This is a genomic window from Trichocoleus sp. DQ-U1, assembly GCF_039961925.1.
Classification (GTDB): domain Bacteria; phylum Cyanobacteriota; class Cyanobacteriia; order Cyanobacteriales; family FACHB-T130; genus FACHB-T130.
Window position 1 is genome coordinate 1 of the sequence record NZ_JAMPKB010000001.1, and the last position, 26,925, is coordinate 26,925.

Consider the following 26,925-nt stretch of genomic DNA (forward strand, 5'->3'; position numbering starts at 1 on the left):
TTGATGATGTCTACTTTCTTTATAAATTCTTTTGAGAATCCTTTGAGTTTCTCGGCTTAAATCTCTAATAAATCTCATAAGTCTCTTGTTTTCTTGACTTTTGTTTTAGCTTATTCTACTTTTTATTATGTGTAATTTATTTTACATAAGCACTTATATACATATAATAAAAATGATTAGAACTGATTACATTTGCTGTAAAACTTGTGGAGAAAAATATTTTTTGAGAGTTGGAGTTGGCTATGAAAAATATCAAGTTCATAGCTTTGACTGTAAATCATGCAGTTTACCAATTTCAATTGCTATAAGAGTTTTAGATCCTCCCAATGCACAGTTTGAAGGAGTAGAGAATGTAATATTTTTGGACAAAACTGTTACATCCATTAATCATTCTGAAGAAGACGGTATTATTATTAACCTTCATCCCTTTTTTGCATTCGATCAAGATGAAATTCACAATCGTTTTGCTTTTCCATCAATGCTATACGTATCAAAAATAACGGAGCATCTTCGTTGGCTTCCTCATAGCAGATTTCAAGATATTGAACGTCAGTTCAACATTCCAAGTGCAAATAATGTGTGGAGTACTGTTAAAAACTTACTACTGTTGGAAAACAATAAGGGAAAGACAAAAATCATCAATAAACTGATTAGACAATATGAAGAGCAACGAAAAGTTTATATACCTGAGACTCAGGTTTTCTCCGTAAAAGATGTCGCATTAAATTTTTTTGATAGTCTTTTTTATCCAAGATTTGGCGCAGTTTCTGAACCTGCACTTGATTTTATTGTTGCTATTAAAAAGAATAGCCCTAATGAATTTCAAAAGTTCTTAAGCTTTTACTTAGGGAATATTAAGCAACAGCATTTAACACAGTACCTCCTAACTTTTTCTGACTACTTCAAAATTTATACTCAGCTAAGCCAAGTTGTCGTCCATGCAAGAATCGGAGATGAGGAAGTAGATGATAAAATAGTTGGCTCAAAGTGTTTTGAAGATGTCAAGCTCTATTACGGTCAAGTCTATGAAGCTTTGACAAGTTGTTTTGTTATATTTGCTTGCTTAAATAATATTCATGCTGAAAGAGCATATGATCAATTTGAAAGTATGACTCTCAATAAATATATTAAGGATGTTAGTAAAGAGAAAAAAGCAAATCCTTTTATTAATATCAAACCATTTGCTGTATTTACAGAAGGTTTAGATAGCACCTTGCGAAACGGTTCACATCACGCTTCGATATGGCGTGATGGAGAAAAGGTTTTCTATAAAAGCGGAGGTACAGGGATGCAAAGAGAAATGCCATTTAGCCGATACTTACATCTCTGCAATAAGCTAACTATTTCGTTGGCAGCTATGTTTAGGATAGAGCTTGAGCTAAGAGACTTTTAGTTTAATGTATAGCTAACAACCGTATTGCAGCGGACGGTATCAATATCTCGGTGGAGATGCAAAAGCTACTCGCCGCCGCTAAATACGAACGTTAGGCAGAATAGCTCTTTGACTTTAGTTTTGATGCTGCTAAACTTAGTATTCTCTTGCACAGTACTTCATTTGAGAGAATGAACACCAAATCAATCAAGGATGATTTACTAATTCTTAATTCTGCCGAAAAAAAAGTTTCGGAAATTCAAGAATTTATCAGTCAGGCAAAGAAACTGATAGCAGAAAATAAATATATTGACATTGAAGAAACTAAAAATAGATGCCTCAAAGAGGCTGCTCTTTTACCAATCATAGGAAACTATACGCCAAGCTTTTCTTCTCTTGAAGCTAATTCGAATAATTTGACTTTGAATCTTAATCAGCAGTTAGATGCTGTACAAAGCATTCTAGAAGAATATAGTTCAAGAATTTACACAAAAAGGATGGAGATTACGCCATCATTGCTGCTAGATATACTTGAGGAAATTGAAGACCTATTAGCTAGATTGCAAGATATCTATCTTGGGAAAAATTTACCTAGTTCTCAAAAAGTTGAGGATTCCAGTCTTCCTAAATTAAAAGAGAAAGTTTCGGATATTGAAATATGTTTCGGAAAGGGTATATCTCAGCCTCAGAGATGGACAGATCTAAATCGACACCTTGCTTTTGGTGAAATTCATGATTTGGATGATATTGTATATCACGACTGGCCAAGTGTAAGGCAAGGTATCTTAAGGAGTTTCTTTCGATTGAGAGACATAGCTTCTTTAGATGGGGAAAGTATCAGTGAACTTAGAAGCCTAGTTAAGCATGTAGCGAATCGGAGTCGATTTAGCTGGAAAGAGCTTAGCTCAGAAGAATTTGAAAGATTAATTTTCCAGGTGATTTCATCTCCAGATATCACTTACGAGAATGCAGAATTTTTAATGCGGACAAATGCTCCGGACTGTGGTAGAGATATTTCAGTATGGAGAGTCTATCAGGATAGTTTCTCTGGCTCAATCCGACATAGAGTAATCATACAGTGTAAGCATTGGCCAGATAGGAGTTTATCTGTCAGAGATATAAGTTATCTGAAGGATCAGCTTCAGCTATGGGAGCCACCTAGAGTGGATGTATTAATCATTGCAACAACAGGATGTTTTTCTGCTGATACAGTGAGGTTTATGGAAAAACACAATCAATCTCCTTCTGCGCTAAGAATTGAATACTGGCCCATTGAAAAGATCAGAAAAATAGTTGACTCACGACCATACTTACTAGAGAAGTTTAAGGTCTAGTATTGTTTGGTATTTCTCTAAGGTGCATATGATCTTCTGCCTAACAACCGCAATGCAGTGGAACATCTCAATATGGTTAGTTGGCTGCAAAGGTTATCTGTATCCGGTGATTGCGAACGTTATGCTTCAGAACAAGTAGCGACGTACATCAAGAGGTTGGATTTACTCTGCATGCAGCTGCACATAATGTTGTGGACAGCTATTTTATATATTGGATTTTCTGTGTGCTTTGGGTCATGTTAGCGATCGCACAATTAGGCACCAACAAGAACCTAATTGTAGTTTTTAAGCAGCTTTGCATCAAGGTATAAAGCAGAGAGCGGCGTTTCAAGAAAAGTTGAAACGCTGCTCTCATTTTTGTCTCTGGCTTCTACTCGCGTTCAAAATTACTGCAAGTTAGCGTAGCTGATACTAGGCTTAAAAACTCCTCGCAGAGGTTTTCGCTAAGACTGAGCGAAGGTCATAGCGATCGAGGTTCATCACCTTGTCCCACGCCGCCACAAAGTCATTGACAAACTTCTGCTGCGAGTCCACACATCCATAGACTTCTGCCAAGGCTCGGAGCTGAGAGTTTGAGCCGAAGATGAGGTCAACACGGGTAGCAGTCCACTTCAGGTCGCCGGTTTTGCGATCGCTCCCCTCGAACTCATACTCATCTTCAGAGGTCGCCTTCCACGTCGTGCCCAAGTCGAGCAGGTTCACGAAGAAGTCATTGGTCAACGTCTCTGGCCGATCAGTGAAGACACCGTGCTTAGATCCTCCAAAGTTTGCACCCAGGACACGCAAACCGCCCAGGAGAGCTGTCATCTGAGGGGCTGACAGGCTCAGTAATTGCGCCCGATCAACCAGCAGCTCTTCGAGCGATTCGCTGTGTTTGCCGCTAGTGTAGTTGCGGAACCCGTCCGCAGTCGGCTCAAGCATGGCGAAGGACTCGACATCCGTTTTCTCTTGCAGCGCATCCGTGCGTCCCGGCTTGAAGGGAACCGTCACGTCGTGACCGGCATTTTTCGCCGCTTGCTCAATGCCCGCGCATCCGCCCAGAACGATCAAGTCAGCGAGCGAAACCCGCTTGCCGCCAGACTGCGAGCTGTTGAACTCCTGTTGAATTCCCTCCAGGGTTTGCAGCACTGTCGCCAACAGCGCTGGCTGGTTGACTTCCCAATCCTTCTGCGGCGCGAGACGAATACGCCCCCCGTTCGCTCCACCGCGCATATCGGAGCAGCGGAACGTTGACGCCGACGCCCAAGCGGTCGAAACCAGTTGGGAGACAGACAGTCCCGAAGTAAGAATCTTGGCTTTGAGGGCAGCGATGTCCTGCTCATCAATCAATTCACGATCGACTGCGGGGATGGGATCTTGCCACAAGAACTCTTCCTGAGGAACCTCCGGGCCGAGATACCGCGATCGCGGTCCCATGTCGCGGTGCGTCAGCTTGAACCACGCCTTGGCAAACTGCTCTGCGAACTCATCCGGGTTGTCGTGGTAACGCTTCGCAATCTGGTTGTAGATGGGGTCCATCTTCATGGACATGTCCGCCGTGGTCATCATGGGGGCGTGCCGTTTCGACGGATCGTGTGCGTCGGGCACCGTACCGGCACCAGCGTCGCCCTTTGGCTTCCATTGCCACGCGCCAGCGGGACTCTTCGTCAGCTCCCAGTCATATTTGAACAGGGTTTCAAGATAGCTATTGTCCCATTGCGTCGGCGTGGGAGTCCATGCGCCTTCGATACCGCTGGTGATCGCATCGACACCGACACCCGTGTTGAAGGCGTTCTTCCAGCCGAGGCCCTGATCGATAATGGTGGCACCCCCAGGATCGGCACCTACGTGCGTCGCCTCGCCCGCACCGTGACATTTGCCAAAGGTATGTCCACCAGCGGTGAGCGCGACCGTTTCTGCATCGTTCATCGCCATCCGAGCAAAGGTCTCGCGAATATCGCGCCCTGAGCCGACAGGATCGGGTTCGCCGTCTGGTCCTTCCGGGTTGACGTAGATTAGACCCATCTGAACAGCGCCGAGGGGATTCAGGAGGACGCGATCGCCTTCGTAACGCTCATTGCCGAGCCAAGCTTTCTCAGAACCCCAGTAGATGTCTTCTTCTGGCTGCCAGACATCCACGCGCCCACCAGCAAAGCCCAACGTTTTGAAGCCCATCGATTCCAAGGCGCAATTGCCTGCGAAGATCATCAGGTCGGCCCACGAAATTTTCTTGCCGTATTTCTGCTTGATGGGCCAAAGCAACATGCGCGCCTTGTCGAGGTTGGCATTGTCAGGCCAACTGTTGAGCGGCTCAAACCGCTGGCTACCCGAACCCGCGCCGCCGCGACCGTCGCCAATCCGATATGTGCCGGCGCTGTGCCAAGCCATCCGGATGAAGAGCGGCCCATAGTGCCCGTAGTCGGCTGGCCACCAGTCCTGGGAGGTGGTCATCAGCTCGTAGATATCTGCCCTCAAGGCAGCTAAGTCAAGACTCTTGAATTCCTCAGCGTAGTTGAATTCCTCACCCATAGGATTGGCTTGGGGGGTGTGCTGGTGGAGGATGCTCAGATTCAAATAATTCGGCCACCAGTCTCGGTTCGACGGCATATGACGAGGCTGAGATTTCTGACCGCCGCCCGTAAATGGGCATCCGCTTCCGCTGCTCATACTATTTTCCTATCAAGATGTGTGGGTCGATTTTTTGATGTATTGCGGGTATTGCCAACAAATAGCACATAGTAATTACTGGAATAATCGATGAACAAATAATCGAAGAGAAATATAATCAACGTTATGATTTGAAACAATGAATTTGTGATTTGCAACAATTAGTTAATTACCAATAAACCAAGAGTGCGATCGCGTTAGCGAAGCGGGACGTAGTCCAGCGCTGCTGCATTCGCCCTACAGCCCTCCCTTGCATCCTACGGCAGGCGTTACCGAAGCGTCGCGCAGATGGCAACTCTATTAGGTTTGTTAAGTTACTACCACAGCGTACTCATTGCGATCGCACTGATTGTTCATTATGGAATTGGATCAAACTTTGCCGTAGGTTGAGTTTCCTTCTGTCAACCCAACCTACGGCAAGGGGCGATCGCACTAGACGGACAAGAGTGTCAGTTATGATGCAAGTATTGCCTGCCACAGAGGAATATCAACCATTACGATTCGTTGACGCCTAGATAAAGTGGAGCTAAGCGCTATGAAAGATACTGCCCAGATTACGGGTTTTCATGCTCATATCTACTTCGATACCTCCAGTCGTGATGTGGCGGCGCGTGTACGTGAAGGATTGGGCGGTAGGTTTGAAGTGCAACTCGGACGTTGGCATGATAAACCGATTGGTCCACACCCAAAGGCAATGTATCAAGTTGCATTCTTACCAGAGCAATTTGGCAAGGTTGTCCCCTGGTTGATGCTCAATCGTGAGGGATTGGATATTCTTGTCCACCCCTCAACAGGCGATGATGTGGGAGACCACACCGATCGTTCTCTGTGGTTGGGAGAGAAGCTAGAGCTGAATATCGAGATCCTAAGGGCGATTGGAATCAGCTAATAATGAGACAGCTAGTGGCGATCGCAGTTGTCTATCTCCCCTAATAAGGGTGTTATGGGGCGATCGCACTCCCATTCACAAAGTGAAGGCTAGCCCCATTTTCACACCTCTCGCCCAGTTCGGTACCTAAACTGAAAGCGATCGCCCAGCATCTGATCGTGTACTAGAAGTTGGTTTTTGTAGGCAATTAGCTTGCTTCATTTGTGAGTTGTGACGGTACACTAAGCTATCTATTTTGTCTTCGAGCGACAGTAACTCCTCATAATATTTTTGGGTTTCATCCGGTCAATAATTGATTCTTTGCAACGTGCGATCGCTTCTACTAAAAAGGTACGCAGCTCAGCCCTTCGTAACAAACTTTCAAAAAATAGCTGTAGTGCCAGTAAATCTGGGAATACTTATATAGATTACCGAAAGGTACTAGGGAACCTGAAATTCATCCAAAATTAGGAGTTCCGCTCCCTCACCTAAAACTATTTGTCATCGCAGCAAGGAAACTTCCATCAAGATGAGTAAAATTACGCTTTCAGAGCGCGTCCGCTACGGGTTCGATAATTTCATGGCTAGAGGTACTGTTGCTCTGATTGGCGGATTAGCCTTGACCTCTCTAGCCTTTATCTTTTTAATGGGGTTCTTGGTCAGCATCACCGGAGTTGCGCCGGAAGGAAGCGATCGCCTTCATCCTCTAGAAGCGATTTGGAGCGTTTTCATGCGGACTCTAGACTCAGGCGCAATGGGCGGCGATACAGGCTGGCTATTTCGGTTTGCGATGCTCTTTGTCACCTTTGGCGGTATCTTCATCATCAGTACCCTAATCGGCATTCTCAGTAGCGGCATTGATACGAAGCTAGAAGACTTACGGAAAGGACGTTCCCGTGTCGTTGAAACCGATCACATTGTAATTTTGGGTTGGTCGCTGCAAGTATTTACCCTCATCTCAGAACTCACCCTTGCTAATGCCAATCGACCCGGTACTTGCATTGTCATTCTCAGTGAAGAGGACAAAGTACAGATGGAAGATACCCTTTCTAATATCTTGGGTAAACGTTCCAAAATTCGCTTAGTTTGTCGCACGGGTAGTCCGAGCAATATTACTGACTTAGGGATGGTTAACGTCCAAACGGCACGCTCAATCGTGATTCTAAGCTCATCCAATGCCCATGCTGATATTCAACTCATAAAAACTCTGCTGGCAATTACCAGTATTCCGCGCAGCGTGTCCCAGCCTTATCACATCGTTGCTCAAGTTCAAGACCCCAGGAGTTCCGACGTTGTTAGTCTAATCGGACGCAACGACATAGAGGTTTTACTGACTAACGATCTCATCTCGCGGATCGTCGTGCAAACCTGTCGTCAATCAGGCTTATCAACGGTTTACATGGAGCTACTTGACTTTAGTGGGAATGAAATTTATATCAAAGCAGAACCAACTTTACAAGGAAAAACCTACGGCGATGCGCTTTTAGCCTACAACGATTCTGCGGTACTGGGAATTAAACACGCTGATGGGACGATCCAGCTTAATCCACCGATCGACAGGTCGTTACAACCCAACGAACAACTTGTTTTGATTAGCGAAGATGACAGTACCATTCATCTGTCTCAACTATCTAATATCCCTATCGATCGTCAAGCGATTCAAGTTAAAGAGAAAAATGCGATCGCTGCCGCAGAAAACACCTTAATTTTGGGATGGAATAACCGCATTTCTACCATTATTCAACTACTCGATCGTTACGTTGCTCCCGGCTCCACCGTTACAGTCGTTGCTGAGTTTCCAGAAGCTGAGGTCGTATCAACTGAATCGCTCAACTTACAACAACAAACTGTGCGGTATTCTCAGGGAAATCCTACTGAGCGTCAGGTATTAGAAAGCCTCGACTTAACTAAATACAACCATGTTCTCGTACTCTGCAATACTGACTTAGAACCAGAGCAAGCGGATGCTCAAATCTTGATTACATTGCTTTATCTGCGGGATATTGCCGATCGCTATAAGTGCAATTTTCAGGTTGTCACGGAAATTTTAGATTTGCGAAATCAAGCCTTGGCACAAGTGGCTCGCCCGGATGATTTTGTCATCAGTGAGCAAATTGTTAGTCGGCTGCTGGCTCAAGTTTCCGAACAGAAAAGCCTCAATGCTGTGTTTGCCGATCTCTTTAGTCCTGAAGGCTCAGAAATTTATCTTAAGCCTGTCGGTGAGTATGTTGCGCTCGATCATCCCGTTAATTTTTACACAGTTGTTGAAGCCGCCAAGCAACGTGGTGAATCGGCAATTGGCTATCGTTGTAAAGCGGATGCTAATAATTCAGGTAGAGCTTATGGGGTGACGATCAATCCCAAAAAAGATCAACTGATTACGTTTGCCCCGCAAGATACGATCGTTCTATTAGCAGAAAACTAAATTTCAGTTTCAATCTTTTTGTATTGATGTACGCGATCGCGATTGACTATCTTAAGGATTCCGACCCTATCCTGGGACGACTCATTGACCAAATTGGTGCGTGTCAACTGAATCAGTACGAACTGGAAGGAGACTTGTTCTTTTGCTTATCCCGGTCAATTCTCCACCAACAGCTTTCCACTAAGGTGGCTAAAGTCATCCACCAAAGGTTTCTCCAGCTTTACCCGGACACTCAGTTTCCTTCAGCGCAAGATGTTCTCAACACGCCGGATGAAGTCCTTCGCAGTGTGGGGATCTCACGCCCCAAAATCTCTTACATCAAAGATTTGGCACGTCACGCGAGCGACGGATTGCCCACGCTTGAAGAGTTAGAAGTCATGGATGATGAGGCGATTATCAAGACTCTGACGCCGATCAAAGGCGTCGGACGATGGACTGTGCAGATGCTTCTGATTTTCCGTCTCAAGCGCTGGGATGTTTTGCCTGTGGATGACTTGGGTATACGTGCAGGCATTCGGAATCTCTACAATCTTGAGGCACTTCCCGACGGCAAGACTACAGAACGTTTCGGACAAAAGTGGAAGCCCTATTGCAGTATTGCTTCGTGGTACTTGTGGCGTAGTCTGGAGCTAAAGCCAGTTTGAAGACTGCTGCGAAAAGGGGGGAAGATGCGATCGCTCTTACCGTTCATTCTCTACATTCAGAGTGTGCGAAGGACATAATTCATATTTTCAATTGTTTATCATATTTGTTATACCAGTAATCAATAACCAATAAAGATGAATTTATTAGCTTATCCCAATTTTCGTCATCTAGTTTAATTCCTTCATTCGCAGGCCTAAAATGAACAATAGAATTACGAACTCTATAAATTAATTCTCCATATTTTCCCTCTTCTTGACCGTCAATAGATACCTTGACCTCGCGAAATAAGTGGATAGCTTCCTCTGGTGAATTTTCAATTAGTTTATTAAGTGATTCATTTTCTTTTGGTCTCCAGCCTATATAGTTTTCAATATCGGCAGAAAACTTCAGTAGCGAATCTCCTATTTTTAGGTTTTTGTGAAAATCTTCTAAAGCTGATATACAAAATAATCTTTCTATACATCTATAGATATCGAGGAATGTATATTTCCAAGAAACAGAAACCAAGCTTAATAATAAATTTTCGCAAGGTATGTTTTTAGAACCTTCAATAAAAAGCTTTTCAAATCTACTGAGTGTAGATCCCGAAAAATTTAAGGAAATAATTTGCCTATTTTTAATAGCATAAAAACCTGATAAACTTATGATATCTATATCATCTTGGTTGATAAAAGGAGAATTATCTTGAATTTGATATACATAAATTGGTTCAAAAAACTTAGCTACTTGAGAAAAACCATACTTAATTTTTTCCTGCTCAGACTCATAAAAAATTTCATTGGCAATATCATAGGGACTTGCATTCTGATTAACAATAACTTTCAGTTCAGATACTAAAGCCGTAAATATACCTGCATTAAGTTCTATAATTTGAAGTAATTCGTCACTAATTTTATGAGTATGCCAACCAATCGCAACAAAGTATTTGTTACTCTCAAATTCAAAAGCTGCTGTTTTGAAGTTCGGTAAAATTGGCTGCTCAACTAAAATCTTTAAGTTTTTCAACCATTCTTTTTCTTCGGTGTCGGTTCCAATATATCGTTGATTTTTATCAGAAATAGGAACCCCAATGTTGCTTGTTTGAACAAAATCAGCTAATACAGCGAATATGTATTGATTAGTGGTTATCATATTTCTAGACATAAGCCGCCTATCAGTAAGCTCTCCAACACGGGGTCATATTATTCAATTCAAAGTTCTCATCAATCAAAACCTTAAAAGCTTCTAGAAAGAATTCTCTTTCAAAATAGCTGGACTTACCTGGTTTTTTACGAATTAATTCATTTAAAGTTTGAAAATCTAAGAAATTTCCCATCTCTTGATTATTTAGTGTTGATAGCTTTTGTAGCAGCTTATTAGCATGTTCTTTAATTTGATTCCATTGTCCATTTTGTTTTGCTGAGTCATAATCAAAACCAGGTCTGCCTAGTACTGATAAAGCTATAGCTGTCACAAAACCAACACAAGCGGGTTGACTGCTAAATAAGTCTTTGCCCTCCTTAAAATATCCTTCTAAATTTTCGCCTTTATACACAGCTATAGCTTTATCAAACTTAGCCAAATAGTCCATTACTTCATAAAAAATGTTTGTAAAGTTGGAGTTAGCTGTTGACTCTATAAAGTCTAATCTAGTAAATTCGTCAGCTAGTTTCTCCTGCAAATCAATTTTTTCCTTTCTAGCGCCAAAAACTAAAAATAGTTCAATGACATTATCAGCTTGAAATTGACCAGGATTTGAACGTCGCCTTTCCTCATTTATTTCCATAATTTCTATAGAAGGAAATTTTTCTTTCAATTCTTTAACGTTTGACCTAAAAACTATTTCAATTTGCCTCCTTAAATTCCACGGAACTTGACCCGTATTTAAGACCAACATCCGATAGGTCAGGCTATTGACTTGAGAAGCAATCCAGTATTCTATACGAATTTTGTTGTTTTTTATATCTGAATTTTTCACTGCTTCAAATAGTGCTGTGGTTCTTTGCATTCCATCAATGATGGATATATTTTCATTAGGAACTTCTACAATCCGCTTTAATAAAAAATCTCTGTTTAAAGTTCCTAGCGTTAAGAAAGTTTCTTCCGGAACAATCACTCCTAGTACAATTGGTGGTAGTACTGCTCCTGCTTCTACATCTTTAACCATTCTGTTGCGAATACGGATAGCTGTTGTTGCTTTTAGAGTATCTCTTTGTCCTTCTAACCCTCCCCTGTTCTCAAAGGTATTCCTTACCATGTCTAGATACTCTGCCACACTCAACTGGACTATAACGGAGTAGCAGTTAACTCTTTCATCTTTTAATATGTCAATATCTCTTATCATTAAGATTTCCTTTTCTACTTCAAGCAACTATTGGCTAGGTTGACTTTGTATCGCAAGTAGGCAGCAGTGCGATCGCTAGCTCGTCAGAGTTTGAGTTTAGGCAGTCGCAGCAGTTTGCTCTTCAGGGAGAAATGCAAGAACAATTCGTTCTGGCGAAATCCCTGCGGCGATTAAGTCTTTAGTGATTCCCTGTTCCATCCCGTCATATTCCACCCACACCTTACCCTCACTTAAAGTCACATAAATCAAATTTCCCCTCACCCGTCGTCCTCTATCCCAACCCACTTGCATCAGTGCATAGCGGTTTTGCGTGTCGTCAAATACCGTGTCGAGTCGAATATCGCCGTGAGAAGGTTTGAACTGAGCGTATCGTTGAATCACCTGCTTTACAATGTCCCGCTCTCGCGTGGTGGTATCCATCCCTTCACCTCTACCGCCTTTACCATCTTTAATCATCAAGCGATCGCTCATCCTAAAATTCAGGAGAACAGTATTTCCCAGCTACTCGCAGCATAGCTGCCAAACTTTTTTCTACATCAGCATCCGTTGTTGCCCAAGACGAAACACTAATTCGCATCGCCGTCTGCCCTTGCCAAACCGTACTGCCACACCAACAAGTCCCCTCGGCTTGAATATCCGTAATAACCCGATGAGTCGTTTCTGCATCCCCAAAGGACACTAAGACTTGATTCAACACCACATCGTTGAGAATGGGATAACCCGCAGCTTTTAACTCTTTGGCAAAGTGTCTAGCATGGCGACAGGTACGCTCAATTAAATCTGCCAAACCCGAACGACCGAGCGATCGCAGTGCTGCCCACACTTCAACGCCACGCGCACGCCTCGATAATTCAGGAGTATAGTCTGACGGGTTGCGCTGATCGCTGACGGTGGGTAAATACTCCGCAGTAATCGCCATTGCCGCTTGCAACGCATTAGCATCGCGAACAAACGCCAACCCACTATCATACGGCACGTTCAACCACTTGTGAGCATCTGTCGCCCAAGAATCTGCCTCTTCCATACCTGCGGTGAGGTGCGCCAACGATGGTGCTGCCGCTGCCCAGAGTCCGAATGCGCCGTCTACATGCACCCAGGCTCCCACTTTCTTTGCATACTCGCAAATCGCTCCAACTGGATCGCACGCGCCTGTATTCACATTTCCCACTTGGGTACAGATAATCGCCGGACGAGTCAGGGTGGGAATGGCATCCGAACGCATCCGCCCCTGTCCATCAACGGGGACTTTCACGACTCGGCTTCGACCTAATCCCAGCAATCCCAGAGCTTTCAACAAGCTTGGGTGTGCTTCCTCGCTGACGGCAACCGTAATCGGTGGCGCACCAAACAACCCGTCTGCTTCTACATTCCAACCCTCTCGTTCGAGTACCGTGTGGCGGGCAGCGGCTAATGCGGTAAAGTTAGCAACGGTTGCTCCCGTAACGAAGGCACCACCGCAGTCGGCGGGAAGATGCAGTACGTCGAGGAGCCAGCGCAGAGCTACCTGTTCTAGTAAGGCTGTGGCTGGAGTGATGCGATAGAGTCCACAATTTTGATCCCACGCGGCAGCTAGCCAGTTAGCTGCCAAGGCGGCAGGCAGGGAACCACCCGTAACAAACCCGAAGAAGCGGGAGCCTGCCTGTGCCATTGATGCGGGTGAGCCAACTCGATCGAGTAGTTGCAAGACAAGTTCAGGTTCGACAGGTTCATTGGGGAGGGGTTCATCAAACTCGATGAGATTAGCGATCGCTTCCGCCGTTGGCGCAACTTGACGAGCGTCTAAGCCTTCAAGATAGCGAATCGCGAATTGAGCCGTTGTTTCCAAGAGTTTTCGCATATCTTCTTCCTTCTTCCTTCCCTGCACGGGACTAAACAATCCCGCATAAGCGAGCATAGCGCTGCTGGAATGATTTTTGGATGCAACAAGCTGCCGCCGCGCCTCAATAGGAATAAGCTCCTGTACCTAAGGAAGATAATTTTAAACAGGTAGGGCTGAACAGCGTTAAAACAAGTTTGAGGTAGTCTCTTAGAGAGGTTGTTCGGATCGCGAGAGGGGTTCTTCAGGCAGCGGGATAAACTCGGTTTCGTGTGGAACCTGCTCAAACCGTCCGTTCTTCCAGTCCGCTTTCGCTTGCTCAATGCGATCGAGGCGGCTAGAAACAAAATTCCACCACTTATGTCGCTCACCGACAGGTTCACCACCCACCACAATGCAACGAGCGTCAGCTTTCGCACTAATGCTCACAGTCTGATTGGGATTCAGTACAATCATTCGTTGTGGCTCCAGCGGTTCGCCATCTATGCTCAGACCGTTTGTAACGCTGTAGACAGCTTGCTCACTATAGTCCGGAGGCAGCGTGAACTGGGTTCCACTCGGCAGTTGTACATCAAGGTAAATCATCGGCGAGAACGTTTGAACGGGTGATGTGCGACCATACGCCTGCCCTGCAATCAGTGTGATTTCGACACCCCCATCTTGCCAAGCGGGGATGTCAGTCGCTGGGTAGTGACGAAACCAAGGTTCGGTCTCCTCCTGTTCCGAAGGAAGTGCGAGCCACGTCTGGATACCATGTAGCCGTCTTTCGCGACTCCGAACCGCATTGGGCGTTCGCTCCGAATGGACAATGCCACGACCCGCAGTCATCCAGTTCACTGCTCCGGGATGAATTTCTTGAACAACCTTGAGACTATCGCTATGGAGTAGCACCCCTTCAAACAAGTAAGTCAGTGTTGCTAAATTGATATGCGGATGCGGTCGCACATCCATTCCTTGACCCGGTGCAAAGGTAGCTGGGCCGAGATGGTCGAAAAAGATGAATGGTCCAACCATCTGCCGAGTTGCGTGAGGCAAGATGCGCCTCGCCTCAAATCCGCCCAAATCTTTAACTTCGGGTTCAAGAACATCACCAATGCTGTTGGACATAGCAAAGATTACCCCGTAATTCTGACCAACGCCTGATTAATTTTCTAATCTTAGAGCTATATCAGCTTCTTCCTTCTGATTAGGGATACAGATTGTTGATTGCATCTTCTCTACAGCCTGGAGCTACTTACCTCAAATGGGTTATGCCACGCTATTACTAGGAGTTAGATGGCACAGATAACTTTGGTATTCTGAAGTCATTCAAAGCAGTTTTAAAGTGATGACTCAGGTTGTAATTGTCGGGGCAGGACCTGCTGGTGCAACGCTTGCACTGCTTCTCGTCAAACGTGGCATCGCCGTCAAACTGATTGAATCCTCCCGTAACTTCCGGAGAGTTTTTCGCGGTGAGGGACTGATGCCCAGTGGGCTAGATGCTCTAGAGCAGATGGGATTGTCGTCTGTGCTAGAGAGCATCCCTCATCGACCTTTAGATGCTTGGGAAGTTCTGATTGAGAATCGGTTTCTGTTTCGAGTTGATGAGCCAATCGAACCGGGTGGTAAGCCCTGCACCCTCGTTTCACAGCCAGCTTTCCTGGAAGCAGTAATTGACAAGGCAAACACTTATCCCAATTTTGAGTTTATCCCCGGCAGTCCTGTGCAAGATTTGCTGTGGAGCGAGCAACGGGTTTCGGGCGTGAAGCTGGGTGACGAGCGCTCTATTTCTGCGAATCTAGTCATAGGGGCAGATGGTCGGAATTCTGTTGTTCGGCAGCGAGCTAACTTGCCTCTAGAACAACAGTCCGGAAGCTTTGATATTCTTTGGTTTAAATTGGCTGATAGCGATCGCTTGGAATCCGAGAACGTATTTTATTCGATTGTGCGCGATCGCAATGCATTTGGGCTGTTTCGCTCTTCCGAGGGGAATCTTCAGATAGGCTGGGCACTCCATGAAGATGCCCCAATGGACTGGAAGCAAGCCGATTGGCCTGATATTTTGGCAGAAGCATCGCCCCCCTGGTTAGCCGAGCATATCCGGACTCACACAGAAAGTATTGAACGGCCTGTTCTGTTATCCGTTGTCGTCGGGCGTTGTCCGCGCTGGTATGCACCAGGGTTACTGCTGTTGGGCGATGCTGTTCACCCGATGTCACCGATTCGCGCCCAAGGCATCAATATGGCTCTGCGGGATGCGATCGTTGCAGCAAATCATCTAGTTCCCCTGTTGCGTGAGGGAGCAACAGATGCGGCAATTGATGCGGTATTACCACAGATTCAAGCTGAGCGGGAGCCAGAGATTATTCAAGCGCAGCAGCTTCAAAGTCAGGAAGCTGCTCAGGCTGAGCTACTGCGTAAAAGCGCACTGCTGCGATGGGCGGTGAGTCAGCTAGCACCCCTGCTGGGCAAGGGCGTGCGCCACTCTTGGTTACAAAGGCAGCGCCAGTTGCGCCAAGGGGTAACGCAGATACAGTTAACGGTGTGAACTAGGGGGTAAACTCCTGTCGTCATGTTTGCAATACCAGTAGAGCCGTTACAGGTAATAACAAGATGAGGAAAATACTATACATACTCATTGGTCCAAAAGGCTCAGGAAAAACATATATTGGAAGTCAAGTCAATAAAAATACAGACATAAAGTTCTTAAGAGTAGAGCCGATCTGGCTGAAATTAGCGCCAGGTGAGAATGGTTGGGAAACAGTTGAGAAGGAAATCGATAAGGAGTTTCAGCAGCATAGTAAGGTAATGATTGAAAGTTTAGGGGCAGGAGACGGATTCAATTAGATGCATTCGTCATTAAGAAATAAATACGAAGTCAAGTTGATAAAAGTCTTTGCTGATTTAGAAGAGTGTTTGAGAAGAGTGAGAAACAGAGACAATTCAGAACACATACCAGTATTAGATGAGAAAGTAGAAGAATACAATAAGATAGCAGCAAGCATTAACCATCAATGGGATGCGGTTATTGATAATAATAGTCCGGCTACTGATGAAGATATTCTTAGGGTCATCGAATCTATATAAGCAGCTCCTAAAATTGGCATCAGTGGTGAAAGCATCAGCAGTGAAGGCATCTGTGCCGACGCATCAATCAAGTTGCGCTTCGCTCTTCTCGCTTCGCTATCGCCTAATTTCAGACCCCATAGTATCCCAGCAGCGAATGAGAGCAAGAGGTCTATTGTATCAAGACAGTCCAGCCTTAAACTCATCTATGAGAAAGTCAATAAAGCATTTAATCTTCGCCGACTGAAAGCGTCCTCGACGGTAAACGACCTGAATCGGGATTGGCTCAGGTTCGTATTCTTTTAGGATGACGTTGACCGATTGATTTTGGAGTTCATCAGTAAACGCCCATATGGGGGAGGTGCCAATGCCAATGTTTGCCAACACGGCTTCACGTAGCGCCATCGAGTTATTGACTTGCAGATTTCCACTCACTGTTACTGTCGTGCCTCGAAAATGCCATTCATTACCCGTAGACTGCCGGGTATAAACAATGCAGTTGTGGTGCAAAAGGTCGGCTGGTATTTGTGGCTCACCAAACTTCTCCAAATAGTCCGCCGATGCGGCTGCGACAAATCGGTATGTGCCGAGTGGCTGTGAGATTAAGTTGGGATCGACAAATTTGCCAATTCTGATTGCTAAATCGATACCCTCTCCAACTAAATCGACAAAGTGGTCAGACATCGTCAGGTCAATCTTGATATCCCCATAGCGATCGAGAAATCGTTTCAGGCGAGGGAGTACCTGCATCTGCCCAAACGCAACCGAGCAATTGAGCCGTAATAGTCCAGAAGGGTTCTGCCGTTTTCCCACACTAGACTCGGCTTCAGAGAGTGCTTCGAGAACGGCTTGGCAACGCTCATAAAAGCGCATTCCCTCATCGGTCAAACTCACTTGGCGCGTCGATCGCAGCAGCAATTGCACGTCCAGATAGTCTTCCAGTGCAGCAATCTGTTTGCTAATCGTGGGTTGAGTGGTACCCATCTCTCTAGCAACGGCGGAGAAACTGCCCGTTTCTACGGTTCGCACAAAACTCTTGATGCAGGTGATGATATCTGACATAGAGATTGATTCTTTTTAGGAATAAGCCATATTCTATTTTGCCGTCTTCTCAAACCCAAAGGAATGAAACATGATTGATGTTGTGAGGCAAATCAAGTTTCTCACCTAACAACTTTGAGCTAACCAATAGGAGAAAAATCATGATTACAGCGACAGACCTGAAAGCCAACTTTGAAGACATCAAGACCCTGGTTTTACAAGGGAAAGCGATGGAAGCCTTTGAGAAATACTATGGCGATGATGTAGTGATGCAGGAAAATGAAACGCCTGCCACCGTAGGGAAAGCAGCGAATCGCGCTAGAGAACTGGACTTTTTTTCTAAAGTGACTGAATTTCGTGCAGCAGAACTGAAAGCGGTTGCTTATGGCGAAGACGTGATTATTTCTGAATGGTTTGTCGATTACACTCATTCTGAATGGGGCAAAGTTACGCACGATCAAGTTTCCGTACAGAGATGGAAGGATGACAAAGTCATCCACGAGCGTTTCTATTACGCTGCCTAAACTGCCTCAACGATTTTTATTAACTCGACAACTTGCTAACGGTCGCGAAAATGCTCCGCCGCCTCAATAACCAGTTGTCGGGCTTGCTCCGGTCCAAAGCGACCTTGCGGCTCAAACGTTTTGCCCTTAGCCGCGTTGTACGACACGAAAAAGTGTTCAATCTCGTGGATGAGGTTCTGATTCAGGTCGTCGAGCGTTTTCACGTCATGCTGGTTGCGGGAGTTGGCGGCAACAGCGAGCAAGCGGTCATTGCGTGCGGTTTTCCCCTCCTCGGTTTGAAAAGCGCCAAAGCCGCCAATGAGCCGCGATGGGACAAGGCAGCCGACGAAGGCAGGCTCCTCCATCAATACCAGCACGTCGATAGCGTCGCCGTCGTCGGCTAGAGTCGAGGGCACGAAACCGAAGTCGTATGGGAAAAATGCGCCTGCTGCCAATACGCCGCCCAACTTGTACAACCCGTACTTCTTGTCCCACTCAAATTTGTTACGGCTGCCCTTGGGCGTGTCAATGATGACGTTGAGCGTTTCGGCATCATCTGAGTCAAACGGAGGCAGGTGGAGAGGGTCGGTTGCCATAGTTTACTAGCACGTATCTATTTCTTGCTAGCGATAGCGTTAGCGAAGCGAGGCGTAAGCCTAGCGCTGCTGCGTACTCCGTTGGAGAAGCCGAAGGCTAGCGCAGATCGCACTCATCCTATCCCGATCGATCATCTAGTTTTATCGAGCGTAGGACATAGAGTTCGACTTTGATAAAAGTAGTGGTGTTTTTTCAGGAAAATGGCAAACCTTTTACCTCGGAAACGTTCTGTGGTCTTTTTAAGCAAGTAGCTTACTGCTTGACTGGGAAAGCTTGTAACCCCCAATTGATTCGGGATATGGCGATCGCTCACCTGATGAATTCTAGGACGAATTTGGCAGATTCTAGAGGGACTAGTTAGCTAATGCCTGGGATAGCTTTGAAAGAGTAGGCGCTTTGTCGGAAGATTCTAGATGGACTGGTGTATTGTAGATAGACTACAGCGATCGCGCTACTATGTACTCAACTATCCACAACCCAATCTACTTGATGGGCTTCAGTAAGGTCAGGAACTTCTAAGCGATCGCGCATTCGCCCAATCACCGCTTCCGGTACATTTGCAGTACGAGAATGATTGCGCCGCAGCAATTCTTCTCAGAAACTTCCAGGTAGACAATGCAAATTCGTGCCTGGTAAGCAGAAAATAGATTAATTAGCGATGAACGCAGTTGCCGAGAGAGATTTGTCGCATTCCAAACAAAGGATTTTTCGACTCTCATGTATTCTTTAGCGATCGCCCTTGCTCGATCCCCTACAGCACCTTGGTCATCTTTAGGAGAGATGTTCATTGCTTGTCGCAGTTCATCGAGGGAGTACCGTCCAATCTGGAAGGTACTCCCGAATCCAATAGTCTTTGCCAGCACCCGGTAATCCTGACATCAGGAGAACCTCGAATCGAGTTTCATCAAAGGCAGCATAGTTTGGATCGCGATTGTCTTTTTGGAAATAGACAAATCGACTATGGTCTGAGGGGAACGGTCGGGGATAAAATAAGCAATTATTCTCTTGACAAAATTCCCGAAAGAACTGAACGCGCTCCAGCAGTTCTAGCTGGTCGTCACACTGGCGACCCCGAACATCAGCTTCTGCCAGCAGTGCCAGCAGGTCGCAGCGAATAACTTGACTGGCTTTAATGACAGCACGTTGGGGGTTGGGTTTGTCCCAAAACCAGAGGGGAAGACTGCCATGCTGCACCAGCGAGACAATCGCCTCCCGTTGATGAAACGGCACGTTGAGCGACCAGAGGATTTGCCGCGCCATCTTTGCCCCTTGGCGGACATGACCCTTGGAGGTGATGCTGCCATCCGCTTCAATTTCAGTTGCAGCAGGTTTTGCCACATCATGCAGTAGGGTAGCCGCAAACAGAAGCGATCGCTCGATGGGTGGTAACTCCCGCCAAGCTGGTAAGCTAATAATTCCTTGCGACGTTGAGTACTGAGAAACTGCTGCTGTTCAACGTCTAGCACATCAAATTCCAAGAAATAATGGGGTAAGGAGTCGTAAAAGACGGTGTGTTTGGCATAGAGCCATTCGCCATAGAGTATGTAGCGATCGCCCAGCACCTCCCAGAACGTTCCTGCATGCCTGTACGCCCATTGTTTAAACAAGTTAAAGTGCTTTTCTCGCTCTCCTCCAGTTAAATAATGTCCCCGGCTTCGCAACAGAATTTGCCCATCAGAACTAAAACTTATGGCAGCATTGGCTCCATCGACTTTTTCTTCGACTGCTACATATTGAGACGCGATCGCGCTGAAAGGTACGCTATCCAAATCTTCATCCCCTGGTTGGAGCCGGGAACCTTCAATATGAGGAGTGCGAGGGTATTTGTACATTAAATATCCCTCACTCGCCTTTCTAGGGGGAGCGTGTGAGACAAGGGTGAGGTGAATAGCAGGCGCGATTGCACTGACGGAGCGAGTTGGAATAAAAATGATAGATCCAACTGCCTCTGGGAAAGGATTGAGATGAAGGCGATCGCTAATAATAATGTTTGATAGAGCGTAGTCCGTAATTCTACTTAGGATATCCTGACGCTTCAGCTTTGCTAATACAATACTTCAAGATTACTGATTGAATGATTCCTGTTAACAATCAATTTTTCAGTAGATATAAATACCTGTAAACTATTAATCGTTCATTCCATTACCAGGCTAAGCGATCGGATAGCTAACTTATTATTCAAACTTATGAAATTGCATTTCATCCCTAGAGGTTGGTGGCGATCGCTCAAGAATCTCTTGTTACTGTTTCTGGCATCATTCATCACAGTATTGCTGGCTGGCAACCCCATCTCTGCGATCGCGCAAAGCCCAATGCCACCAGAAGCAATCGAGCAAATCTCAATCCCAGAAGCGACTCCTCAGAAACGTTTTCAGGAAATTCGCGGCGTTTGGATGACCAACAATGACAATAAAATCCTCAGAGATCGCCCCAAGCTGCAAAATGCTGTCAGTCAACTGGCGCAGCTAAACTTCAACACGATCTATCCTGTAGTGTGGAATTCTGGCTATACGCTTTACGAAAGTGCCATAGCACAACGGGAAGGCATTCAATCTTCTGTCAGCAAAGGCTTACAGGGACAAGATATCATCGCTGACCTGATTGCCCAAGCCCATCGCCAAGGCTTGCTAGTGATTCCCTGGTTTGAGTTCGGTTTCATGGCTCCCCCGCTATCGGAATTGACATCAAATCATCCGAATTGGATTACGCAACGGCGGGATGGTAGCCAAACTTGGATTGGCGCTGCGGGTGAGGTTGTGTGGCTTAATCCCTTCCATCCAGAGGTGCAGCAATTTATCACCGATCTGGTGCTGGAAGTCGTCACTAAATATGATGCCGATGGTATTCAGTTTGACGATCACACCAGTTTGCCCAATGAATTTGGCTACGATCGCTACACGCTTGCCTTGTACAAACAGGAAACCAAGAAAGATGCGCCTTCCAATCCCAAAGATCCTGCATGGGTGCGCTGGCGTGCAGATAAAATTACGGCATTCATGACACAACTCAATAAAGCTGTAAAAGAGAGAAAACCCAACGCAATTTTCTCCGTTGCTCCTAATCCCTACGTTACTGCTTACAATACTTATCTGCAAGATTGGTTGAATTGGGTGCGAAAAGATATTGTGGACGAGTTAATTGTGCAAGTTTATCGTCCCAATCTGCAAAGTTTTCTCGACCAGCTGACCCGCCCGGAAATTCAAGAAGTGCAACAAAAAATTCCAACTGGAGTTGGTGTTCTCACTGGCTTGAGAAATAAGCCTGTTTCGATGCGACTGATTCAATCTAAAGTACGGGCAGCTCGCGATCGCGGCTTGGGTGTAACTTTCTTCTATTATGAAAGCCTTTGGGACGATGCACCAGAACCCAGAGCGGAACGGCAATCTAATTTTCAAAATCTCTTCAACTTCCCGGCTTCCCGCTTTGCGATCAGATAACTTGGGGATCCTTAACTAAGCGATAGCTTCGCTTGCGCCAAGGGCGAACGCGCGCTTCTCCTCTATGCACTAAAAATTCATCTATCTGAGCGATCGCTTGCTTCATTCACGCAAGCGATCGTTTTTTGCTGTCAACGTATCAATAAAACTGATTACTTAAATTGCTTATTCTTATGAATTAGAGGTTCCATTTTGAACGAGGAAAAGATAAGGTTAACCTAATGTTAAGATTTAATGACATTTGTTAACGCAGGAGAATATTTTTCATGTTAGATGAGGTTTTTTGTCATCCTTCTGCTTGTATGAAAGAGAATTATGGCATCTATACCTTCTTTCCCTAGATTGAATAACAGCATTTAAGTTTGCTATAGCAATACGGTTGAATTGCAGAATTTACATATTTATCTGAATCATAGCTTGCAAATTTTAGATAAATTTGCAAGCCACTCGGAGTGCTTTTTCATAACTAATTTTACTGAACTTACTTTCTTTTTAAAACAAAAAAAACAATGAGAAGTTATCTGCCTAAAGGGCGAAATTATCGTACCATTCTGCCTCAGTTAAATTACAAAAGTATTCGTTTGAGAGTAGACAATTACTGCTTAAAAATACGCGGTAGTAAACGTGCAGTTCCTTTAGAGAGACCCGAGCATAGGCATATTCTGTGGAGTTCGCTGGGTAGTTTCATCGGCATTGCAGCCACAGCTTATTTATCGGTGAAAACTGGCGCTCCTCTACTAATGGCTCCCTTTGGTGCTACCAGCGTCTTGATTTTTGGTGTACCTGATAGTCCCTTAGCACAACCGCGTAATGTAATCGGCGGTAATTTTATCGCGGCTCTAGTTAGCTTGACGATTTTGCATCTTTTTGGTGCGGAACCCTGGGCGATGGGAATGGCTGTGGCAACTGCTATTGGCATGATGCAGTTCACAGGGACATTGCATCCACCTTCGGGAGCTGTTGCATTAGTCGTAATGATGACGAAGGCACAGTGGCAGTTTCTGCTAACCCCGGCACTTGAAGGTTCTATTATTTTGGTACTCTGTGCAGTAGTTTTTAACAATCTTGCTCAAGACAGGACGTATCCTAAGCACTGGTTTTGAGCAGTCTGAATCTCTACATGAGTAGTGGTAGAAAGGGTCGGGTTAACTAAGGATCGGAGGTTGATTAACCTCCGATTTTTTGCGTAGGGGCTTTTCTTGTGCCATTCTTCGGCGTTGCTGAATAGTGGGAGGAATCAAGCAGGAATCGGGACATCTCCAAATCTCAAGTAGTGAAGTAACAAGCGGATTGAATGTCTCAGCATCTCTTGGGATTTGGAATAACACAATGTTTTGCGATGTAATCGTGCTAGATAGTGCCGCAAACGTGTATTCTCACCTTCGACTCGTGTCATGTAGGTTTTGCTCACAATCTGATCTCCCAATGGAATAAATCCTGGATAAACACTCCAACCATCAGTGACATAGAAATAACATTGCCATGCTCCAACGATTGCCCACAACGGTGCAAACGTCTTTGCACTATGGTCACCTAACACCCAACCTAAAATGCCTGCTCTAAAGTGGTCTACCGCTGTCTACAGCCAGATTTTGTTTTTTTAGCCCCGACAAAGGTTTCCAGTTCATCAAGTTCACCGACTTGTGGAACCACTTCAGGATCATACGCATCAGGCAGGTGTTCTCCAACCTGTTTGACCCAGTAGATGACAGTCGTATGGTGAACACCTGTCACTCGTTCAATCCCTCGAAAGCCCATGCCATTGACATACATCCGTAAGCATTGCTGCTTGATGTCGTCACTGTATCCTTGAGCCATAGTGTAGCGCTCGATAAACTGACGGCGACAACTAACACAAATGTAATTTTGCTTACCCCTTCTCTTGCCGTTTTTACGGATATGAGTAGATTGACAGTCTGGGCATTGCATCAAAACCGACCCTAATTCATCCCTCTATTATGCAATGCCCATTCTTCTACTGTTTGACCCTGAGATAGCCTTCCCTAAGAAGGATCGTCTATAAATCAGCGCCGTCCCTCTGGCAGAGGATCTAGATGAAGGCGATCGCTAATATTTGTAGTGGGTTGTGGAAAGTCTGGGTTAGGTGAAATAGCACTTTACTTACTTCTGCTGGGTTGAGTAGTTTGGAGACTTGAAGCTATGCGCTGGGAATTCGGTCGTAAAAGCAGCAACGTTGAGGACAGACGCGGGGGTGGGGTTTCTGGGCCTGTGGTAGGGGGCGGGATTGGGACAATCCTTTTGGCAGTGATTGTTGCTCTCTTGGGGGGGGATCCCGGTGCAGTGTTGCAACAAGGACAAGAACCAGCGCCAAGCGATCGCACTTCTTCCCAGTCTCCTCGAACACAATCATCTGCTGCGAACGATCGCATGGCTGATTTCGTTTCGGTTGTCTTGGCGGATACGGAAGATACATGGGGTACGCTGTTTCGCCAAAACGGAGAAAACTATGTCGAGCCGAAGTTAGTTCTCTTCTCAAATTCGGTACAGTCGGCTTGTGGTTCTGCAAGTTCGGCAGTTGGGCCGTTTTATTGCCCCGCCGATCAAAAAGTCTACATTGACTTAAGTTTCTATCAGGATTTGAAGTATAAGCTCAACGCACCCGGAGACTTTGCCCAAGCGTATGTAATTGCTCACGAGGTTGGGCATCATGTGCAGAACTTAATGGGAATTTCGAGTAAAGTTCGTACATTACAGCGTCAAGCTAGTCGCGCAGAGGCGAATCAACTTTCAGTCAGGTTGGAGTTACAAGCAGACTGTTTTGCTGGCATCTGGGCGCATCATGCTAATCGTTCCCGGCAAATTCTGGAGGAAGGCGACGTTGAAGAGGCGCTGAATGCTGCTAGCAGTATTGGCGACGATCGCTTGCAGAGTCAGTCTAAAGGGCGTGTTGTCCCAGATTCTTTTACTCACGGTAGTTCAGCGCAGCGAGTCCGCTGGTTCAAGCGGGGGATTCAGACAGGGGAACCTGCACAATGCAACACCTTTGCAGCAGCAAATCCCTAAGAAAATAGGGTGTTGGAACTTTAGTAGGAAGCGATCGCAATCTCCAAAGCGCGATCGCTTTTTTATTCATGGTTGCGATCGCGCTTTGGAGCTTATCGATGGCAAAGACGATAAAATTCTGTCATAGCGGCAACGATACCGAACTCAAGGTGATGACAACAGCGATTCCTTCATCCCTTACCCTCGAAGAATTCCTAAAACTGCCAGAAACTAAACCTGCCAGTGAATTTATTGGCGGTCGAATTCACCAAAAACCGATGCCTCAAGGCAAACACTCTCGCCTACAACTTAAATTTTGTGATGCTGTCAATGCAGTTGCAGAAACTCCACGAATTGCCTTAGCGTTTCCAGAATTACGCTGTACATTTGGTGGGCGCTCGATTGTTCCAGATGCTTCTGTATTCCTTTGGGAACGAATTCCTTTTGAAGCGGATGGCGAAGTACCGAATGCTTTTGAAATTTATCCGGATTGGACGATAGAAATTCTCTCACCCGAACAGAGAGCTACTAAAGTCATTAGTAACATTTTGCACTGCCTTAAATATGGCACTCAGTTAGGATGGTTAATCGATCCAGATGAGCGGTTAATTTTGGCATTTATTCCAGGACAGGAACCTGTCGAGTTAGCAGGAAGCGCTCGCCTACCAATCCCAAAATTCCTCGCTTTGGATTTAACCGTTGATCGAGTCTTTGGATGGCTTAGAGTTGGTTGATTGGTACTGAACTCTGCATCATACTCAATTGACACTATACATAAGCGCGATCGCTTCCGGCACGTTACGCGATCCCAATCGGGTGATGCTGAAACCAACAGATACCATAATATTGAAGAGCTATGCGCCGTCTACTTTGAAAGATTAGGTTCCACAACATTTGGGAAATTTTGAAAATTGCGCCGCACCCAGTCCATACCCACTTCATTATTGAGTTTAATTTTCTGAGGCGTATTCGGATAAATTTTACCCAAAATATCAGCATCTTGATCAACTACCACCTTGCCAAACTTGAGATATGTCCTGCCAAATAGCTTAAAGGCAGGGTGCTTAGCTTGACCAAATAGCAAAATGTAAGTCCTTGTGCGGTTCTCGGCTTCTGGGATAAAGATGTGACACTGGACTACTTTACCTAATGGCATTTCACCATGAAAAATCACCAGAGATGGGAAGTAGTTTTCCAGGTGGGCTTTGATGCTTGTCGGGAGTAGGAATAAATCGAGTTTTCTCAGCTTTTCTGCCAAGCTGTAAGGGGCGGTGGGCATATCATAAAAGGCATGGGAATGATACCCATTGTCAATGAATTGATGAAATTCCACATTGGTAACTCGGAATAATTCCTGGTGAGTACCGTTTTGGTGATTATAGTCGTGCATATTCAGCAACATAGTCAGCAAATCGGTCTCTACACTTGTATCTGCGGTATGCCCGACAAAGTAGTAGGTATCTGCAATGTCATTCAGGACTGCGGGAATCGGCACTTTTGGCTCGTATCCGCCGTAAGACCAGATGAAATCTCCTTGAATTGTTAACTCTAACGGTTTCAGTTGAGGCAACGTTTTCTTTTCCGTTCCCGGCAAAACGGTGCATCCTTCTGAATCAAACGGCAAGGCATGAAACGGGCAGACGACAGTACTCGTACCATCCGTGTGTGCTTCGCACCATCCTTCTGACAACATTGCTCCCATGTGAGGACAGGCATTGGGCAGGGCATGGATTCCTCCAGCAGCGTTTTTCCACATCACATAATCATTACCATACAGAGAAATCTTCCGAGGTTGGTTCACTACCAACATCGACTTGTGCGCCAACAACCAAGGCGCACCGAAAAGCATAGACTGCATAATGTTCTCCGG

The 26,925-nt window shown here is 45.5% G+C and carries 24 protein-coding genes and 2 pseudogenes; 13 read left to right on the forward strand and 13 right to left on the reverse strand.

Going from position 1 to position 26,925, the window contains the following annotated elements; all coding sequences use genetic code 11:
* Nucleotides 1-172 precede the first annotated feature (172 nt).
* Together NDI34_RS00005 and NDI34_RS00010 are read left to right on the forward strand one after the other, a co-directional pair.
* Nucleotides 173-1,393, forward strand: a complete 1,221-nt coding sequence (locus tag NDI34_RS00005) for a hypothetical protein (RefSeq protein WP_348231468.1) — start codon at nucleotides 173-175, stop codon at nucleotides 1,391-1,393.
* Between the two features lie 170 nt (nucleotides 1,394-1,563).
* Complete coding sequence (locus tag NDI34_RS00010) at nucleotides 1,564-2,706, forward strand: restriction endonuclease (RefSeq protein WP_348231469.1); 1,143 nt, start codon at nucleotides 1,564-1,566, stop codon at nucleotides 2,704-2,706.
* Between the two features lie 417 nt (nucleotides 2,707-3,123).
* Here NDI34_RS00010 and katG read toward each other — a convergent pair whose 3' ends face one another.
* A complete protein-coding gene (katG, locus tag NDI34_RS00015; protein ID WP_348231471.1) occupies nucleotides 3,124-5,352 on the reverse strand; it encodes a catalase/peroxidase HPI in 2,229 nt (742 codons plus the stop codon).
* Between the two features lie 535 nt (nucleotides 5,353-5,887).
* On the opposite strand from katG, the gene NDI34_RS00020 reads away from it, so the two are divergent.
* The 3 genes from NDI34_RS00020 to NDI34_RS00030 all read left to right on the forward strand — a co-directional run bounded on the left by NDI34_RS00020 (nucleotide 5,888) and on the right by NDI34_RS00030 (nucleotide 9,289).
* On the forward strand, nucleotides 5,888-6,241 hold the full coding sequence (locus NDI34_RS00020; protein WP_190985803.1) for a DOPA 4,5-dioxygenase family protein: 354 nt from the start codon (nucleotides 5,888-5,890) through the stop codon (nucleotides 6,239-6,241).
* Nucleotides 6,242-6,749: 508 nt separating this feature from the next.
* Nucleotides 6,750-8,645, forward strand: coding sequence for a potassium transporter TrkA (locus NDI34_RS00025; RefSeq protein WP_348231472.1), 1,896 nt, complete (start codon nucleotides 6,750-6,752; stop codon nucleotides 8,643-8,645).
* A 23-nt stretch (nucleotides 8,646-8,668) separates the two neighbouring features.
* On the forward strand, nucleotides 8,669-9,289 hold the full coding sequence (locus NDI34_RS00030) for a DNA-3-methyladenine glycosylase (RefSeq protein ID WP_348231473.1): 621 nt from the start codon (nucleotides 8,669-8,671) through the stop codon (nucleotides 9,287-9,289).
* Nucleotides 9,290-9,368: 79 nt separating this feature from the next.
* Here NDI34_RS00030 and NDI34_RS00035 read toward each other — a convergent pair whose 3' ends face one another.
* From NDI34_RS00035 to NDI34_RS00055, 5 genes are all read right to left on the reverse strand, one after another.
* Nucleotides 9,369-10,421 (reverse strand): hypothetical protein, encoded by a 1,053-nt coding sequence (locus tag NDI34_RS00035; protein WP_348231474.1) that lies wholly within the window; start codon nucleotides 10,419-10,421, stop codon nucleotides 9,369-9,371.
* Between the two features lie 22 nt (nucleotides 10,422-10,443).
* Nucleotides 10,444-11,640, reverse strand: coding sequence for a hypothetical protein (locus NDI34_RS00040; RefSeq protein WP_348231475.1), 1,197 nt, complete (start codon nucleotides 11,638-11,640; stop codon nucleotides 10,444-10,446).
* Between the two features lie 69 nt (nucleotides 11,641-11,709).
* Complete coding sequence (locus tag NDI34_RS00045; protein WP_348231585.1) at nucleotides 11,710-12,033, reverse strand: XisI protein; 324 nt, start codon at nucleotides 12,031-12,033, stop codon at nucleotides 11,710-11,712.
* Between the two features lie 52 nt (nucleotides 12,034-12,085).
* On the reverse strand, nucleotides 12,086-13,450 hold the full coding sequence (locus NDI34_RS00050; protein ID WP_348231586.1) for an aminotransferase class V-fold PLP-dependent enzyme: 1,365 nt from the start codon (nucleotides 13,448-13,450) through the stop codon (nucleotides 12,086-12,088).
* A 189-nt stretch (nucleotides 13,451-13,639) separates the two neighbouring features.
* The gene (locus NDI34_RS00055; protein ID WP_348231476.1) at nucleotides 13,640-14,536 is read right to left on the reverse strand and encodes a pirin family protein; all 897 of its coding nucleotides are present in this window, start codon (nucleotides 14,534-14,536) and stop codon (nucleotides 13,640-13,642) included.
* Nucleotides 14,537-14,756: 220 nt separating this feature from the next.
* On the opposite strand from NDI34_RS00055, the gene NDI34_RS00060 reads away from it, so the two are divergent.
* From NDI34_RS00060 to NDI34_RS00070, 3 genes are all read left to right on the forward strand, one after another.
* Nucleotides 14,757-15,956: an FAD-dependent monooxygenase gene (locus tag NDI34_RS00060; RefSeq protein WP_348231477.1), complete on the forward strand. Its 1,200-nt coding sequence runs from the start codon at nucleotides 14,757-14,759 to the stop codon at nucleotides 15,954-15,956.
* 65 nt (nucleotides 15,957-16,021) lie between these two features.
* Entirely contained in the window at nucleotides 16,022-16,255 is a 234-nt protein-coding gene (locus tag NDI34_RS00065; RefSeq protein ID WP_348231478.1) for a hypothetical protein, read from the forward strand.
* On the forward strand, nucleotides 16,256-16,495 hold the full coding sequence (locus NDI34_RS00070) for a hypothetical protein (protein ID WP_199302971.1): 240 nt from the start codon (nucleotides 16,256-16,258) through the stop codon (nucleotides 16,493-16,495).
* 159 nt (nucleotides 16,496-16,654) lie between these two features.
* Here the strand turns inward: NDI34_RS00070 and NDI34_RS00075 are convergent, their stop codons facing one another.
* Nucleotides 16,655-17,536 carry a LysR family transcriptional regulator gene (locus tag NDI34_RS00075; RefSeq protein ID WP_348231480.1) on the reverse strand — a complete coding sequence of 294 codons (882 nt, stop codon included), beginning with the start codon at nucleotides 17,534-17,536 and terminating at the stop codon, nucleotides 16,655-16,657.
* Between the two features lie 140 nt (nucleotides 17,537-17,676).
* On the opposite strand from NDI34_RS00075, the gene NDI34_RS00080 reads away from it, so the two are divergent.
* Entirely contained in the window at nucleotides 17,677-18,039 is a 363-nt protein-coding gene (locus tag NDI34_RS00080; RefSeq protein WP_348231481.1) for a SnoaL-like domain-containing protein, read from the forward strand.
* Between the two features lie 35 nt (nucleotides 18,040-18,074).
* Here the strand turns inward: NDI34_RS00080 and NDI34_RS00085 are convergent, their stop codons facing one another.
* The 4 genes and pseudogenes from NDI34_RS00085 to NDI34_RS00100 all read right to left on the reverse strand — a co-directional run.
* The gene (locus tag NDI34_RS00085) at nucleotides 18,075-18,614 is read right to left on the reverse strand and encodes an inorganic diphosphatase (RefSeq protein ID WP_348231483.1); all 540 of its coding nucleotides are present in this window, start codon (nucleotides 18,612-18,614) and stop codon (nucleotides 18,075-18,077) included.
* Between the two features lie 540 nt (nucleotides 18,615-19,154).
* On the reverse strand, nucleotides 19,155-19,478 hold the full coding sequence (locus NDI34_RS00090) for an AAA family ATPase (protein ID WP_348231484.1): 324 nt from the start codon (nucleotides 19,476-19,478) through the stop codon (nucleotides 19,155-19,157).
* Nucleotides 19,417-19,953 carry a hypothetical protein gene (locus NDI34_RS00095; RefSeq protein ID WP_348231485.1) on the reverse strand — a complete coding sequence of 179 codons (537 nt, stop codon included), beginning with the start codon at nucleotides 19,951-19,953 and terminating at the stop codon, nucleotides 19,417-19,419. The genes NDI34_RS00090 and NDI34_RS00095 overlap by 62 nt, the downstream gene beginning before the upstream one ends.
* A 68-nt stretch (nucleotides 19,954-20,021) precedes the next feature.
* Nucleotides 20,022-20,447: pseudogene (locus NDI34_RS00100) on the reverse strand (RNA ligase family protein); the annotation flags it as partial.
* Nucleotides 20,448-20,801: 354 nt separating this feature from the next.
* On the opposite strand from NDI34_RS00100, the gene NDI34_RS00105 reads away from it, so the two are divergent.
* A complete protein-coding gene (locus NDI34_RS00105; protein WP_348231486.1) occupies nucleotides 20,802-22,052 on the forward strand; it encodes a glycoside hydrolase family 10 protein in 1,251 nt (416 codons plus the stop codon).
* A gap of 509 nt (nucleotides 22,053-22,561) precedes the next feature.
* Entirely contained in the window at nucleotides 22,562-23,155 is a 594-nt protein-coding gene (locus tag NDI34_RS00110; RefSeq protein ID WP_348231488.1) for an HPP family protein, read from the forward strand.
* 134 nt (nucleotides 23,156-23,289) lie between these two features.
* Here the strand turns inward: NDI34_RS00110 and NDI34_RS00115 are convergent.
* Nucleotides 23,290-23,981 (reverse strand): annotated as a pseudogene (locus NDI34_RS00115) (IS1 family transposase).
* A gap of 231 nt (nucleotides 23,982-24,212) precedes the next feature.
* Here NDI34_RS00115 and NDI34_RS00120 point away from each other — a divergent pair.
* Both NDI34_RS00120 and NDI34_RS00125 read left to right on the forward strand, forming a co-directional pair.
* Nucleotides 24,213-25,076, forward strand: coding sequence for a neutral zinc metallopeptidase (locus NDI34_RS00120; RefSeq protein WP_348231489.1), 864 nt, complete (start codon nucleotides 24,213-24,215; stop codon nucleotides 25,074-25,076).
* Nucleotides 25,077-25,228: 152 nt separating this feature from the next.
* Entirely contained in the window at nucleotides 25,229-25,789 is a 561-nt protein-coding gene (locus tag NDI34_RS00125) for a Uma2 family endonuclease (protein ID WP_348231587.1), read from the forward strand.
* 131 nt (nucleotides 25,790-25,920) lie between these two features.
* Here NDI34_RS00125 and NDI34_RS00130 read toward each other — a convergent pair whose 3' ends face one another.
* The gene (locus NDI34_RS00130; RefSeq protein ID WP_190673137.1) at nucleotides 25,921-26,913 is read right to left on the reverse strand and encodes a Rieske 2Fe-2S domain-containing protein; all 993 of its coding nucleotides are present in this window, start codon (nucleotides 26,911-26,913) and stop codon (nucleotides 25,921-25,923) included.
* Nucleotides 26,914-26,925: the final 12 nt, after the last annotated feature.

Coding starts and splice junctions, on each gene's coding strand:
- NDI34_RS00005 (WP_348231468.1), top strand. CDS start 173: ATGATTAGAACTGATTACATTTGCTGTAAAACTTGTGGAGAAAAATAT.
- NDI34_RS00010 (WP_348231469.1), top strand. CDS start 1,564: ATGAACACCAAATCAATCAAGGATGATTTACTAATTCTTAATTCTGCC.
- katG (WP_348231471.1), bottom strand. CDS start 5,352: ATGAGCAGCGGAAGCGGATGCCCATTTACGGGCGGCGGTCAGAAATCT.
- NDI34_RS00020 (WP_190985803.1), top strand. CDS start 5,888: ATGAAAGATACTGCCCAGATTACGGGTTTTCATGCTCATATCTACTTC.
- NDI34_RS00025 (WP_348231472.1), top strand. CDS start 6,750: ATGAGTAAAATTACGCTTTCAGAGCGCGTCCGCTACGGGTTCGATAAT.
- NDI34_RS00035 (WP_348231474.1), bottom strand. CDS start 10,421: ATGATAACCACTAATCAATACATATTCGCTGTATTAGCTGATTTTGTT.
- NDI34_RS00045 (WP_348231585.1), bottom strand. CDS start 12,033: ATGGATACCACCACGCGAGAGCGGGACATTGTAAAGCAGGTGATTCAA.
- NDI34_RS00050 (WP_348231586.1), bottom strand. CDS start 13,450: ATGCGAAAACTCTTGGAAACAACGGCTCAATTCGCGATTCGCTATCTT.
- NDI34_RS00055 (WP_348231476.1), bottom strand. CDS start 14,536: ATGTCCAACAGCATTGGTGATGTTCTTGAACCCGAAGTTAAAGATTTG.
- NDI34_RS00060 (WP_348231477.1), top strand. CDS start 14,757: ATGACTCAGGTTGTAATTGTCGGGGCAGGACCTGCTGGTGCAACGCTT.
- NDI34_RS00065 (WP_348231478.1), top strand. CDS start 16,022: ATGAGGAAAATACTATACATACTCATTGGTCCAAAAGGCTCAGGAAAA.
- NDI34_RS00070 (WP_199302971.1), top strand. CDS start 16,256: ATGCATTCGTCATTAAGAAATAAATACGAAGTCAAGTTGATAAAAGTC.
- NDI34_RS00075 (WP_348231480.1), bottom strand. CDS start 17,536: ATGTCAGATATCATCACCTGCATCAAGAGTTTTGTGCGAACCGTAGAA.
- NDI34_RS00080 (WP_348231481.1), top strand. CDS start 17,677: ATGATTACAGCGACAGACCTGAAAGCCAACTTTGAAGACATCAAGACC.
- NDI34_RS00085 (WP_348231483.1), bottom strand. CDS start 18,614: ATGGCAACCGACCCTCTCCACCTGCCTCCGTTTGACTCAGATGATGCC.
- NDI34_RS00105 (WP_348231486.1), top strand. CDS start 20,802: ATGAAATTGCATTTCATCCCTAGAGGTTGGTGGCGATCGCTCAAGAAT.
- NDI34_RS00110 (WP_348231488.1), top strand. CDS start 22,562: ATGAGAAGTTATCTGCCTAAAGGGCGAAATTATCGTACCATTCTGCCT.
- NDI34_RS00120 (WP_348231489.1), top strand. CDS start 24,213: ATGCGCTGGGAATTCGGTCGTAAAAGCAGCAACGTTGAGGACAGACGC.
- NDI34_RS00125 (WP_348231587.1), top strand. CDS start 25,229: ATGACAACAGCGATTCCTTCATCCCTTACCCTCGAAGAATTCCTAAAA.
- NDI34_RS00130 (WP_190673137.1), bottom strand. CDS start 26,913: ATGCAGTCTATGCTTTTCGGTGCGCCTTGGTTGTTGGCGCACAAGTCG.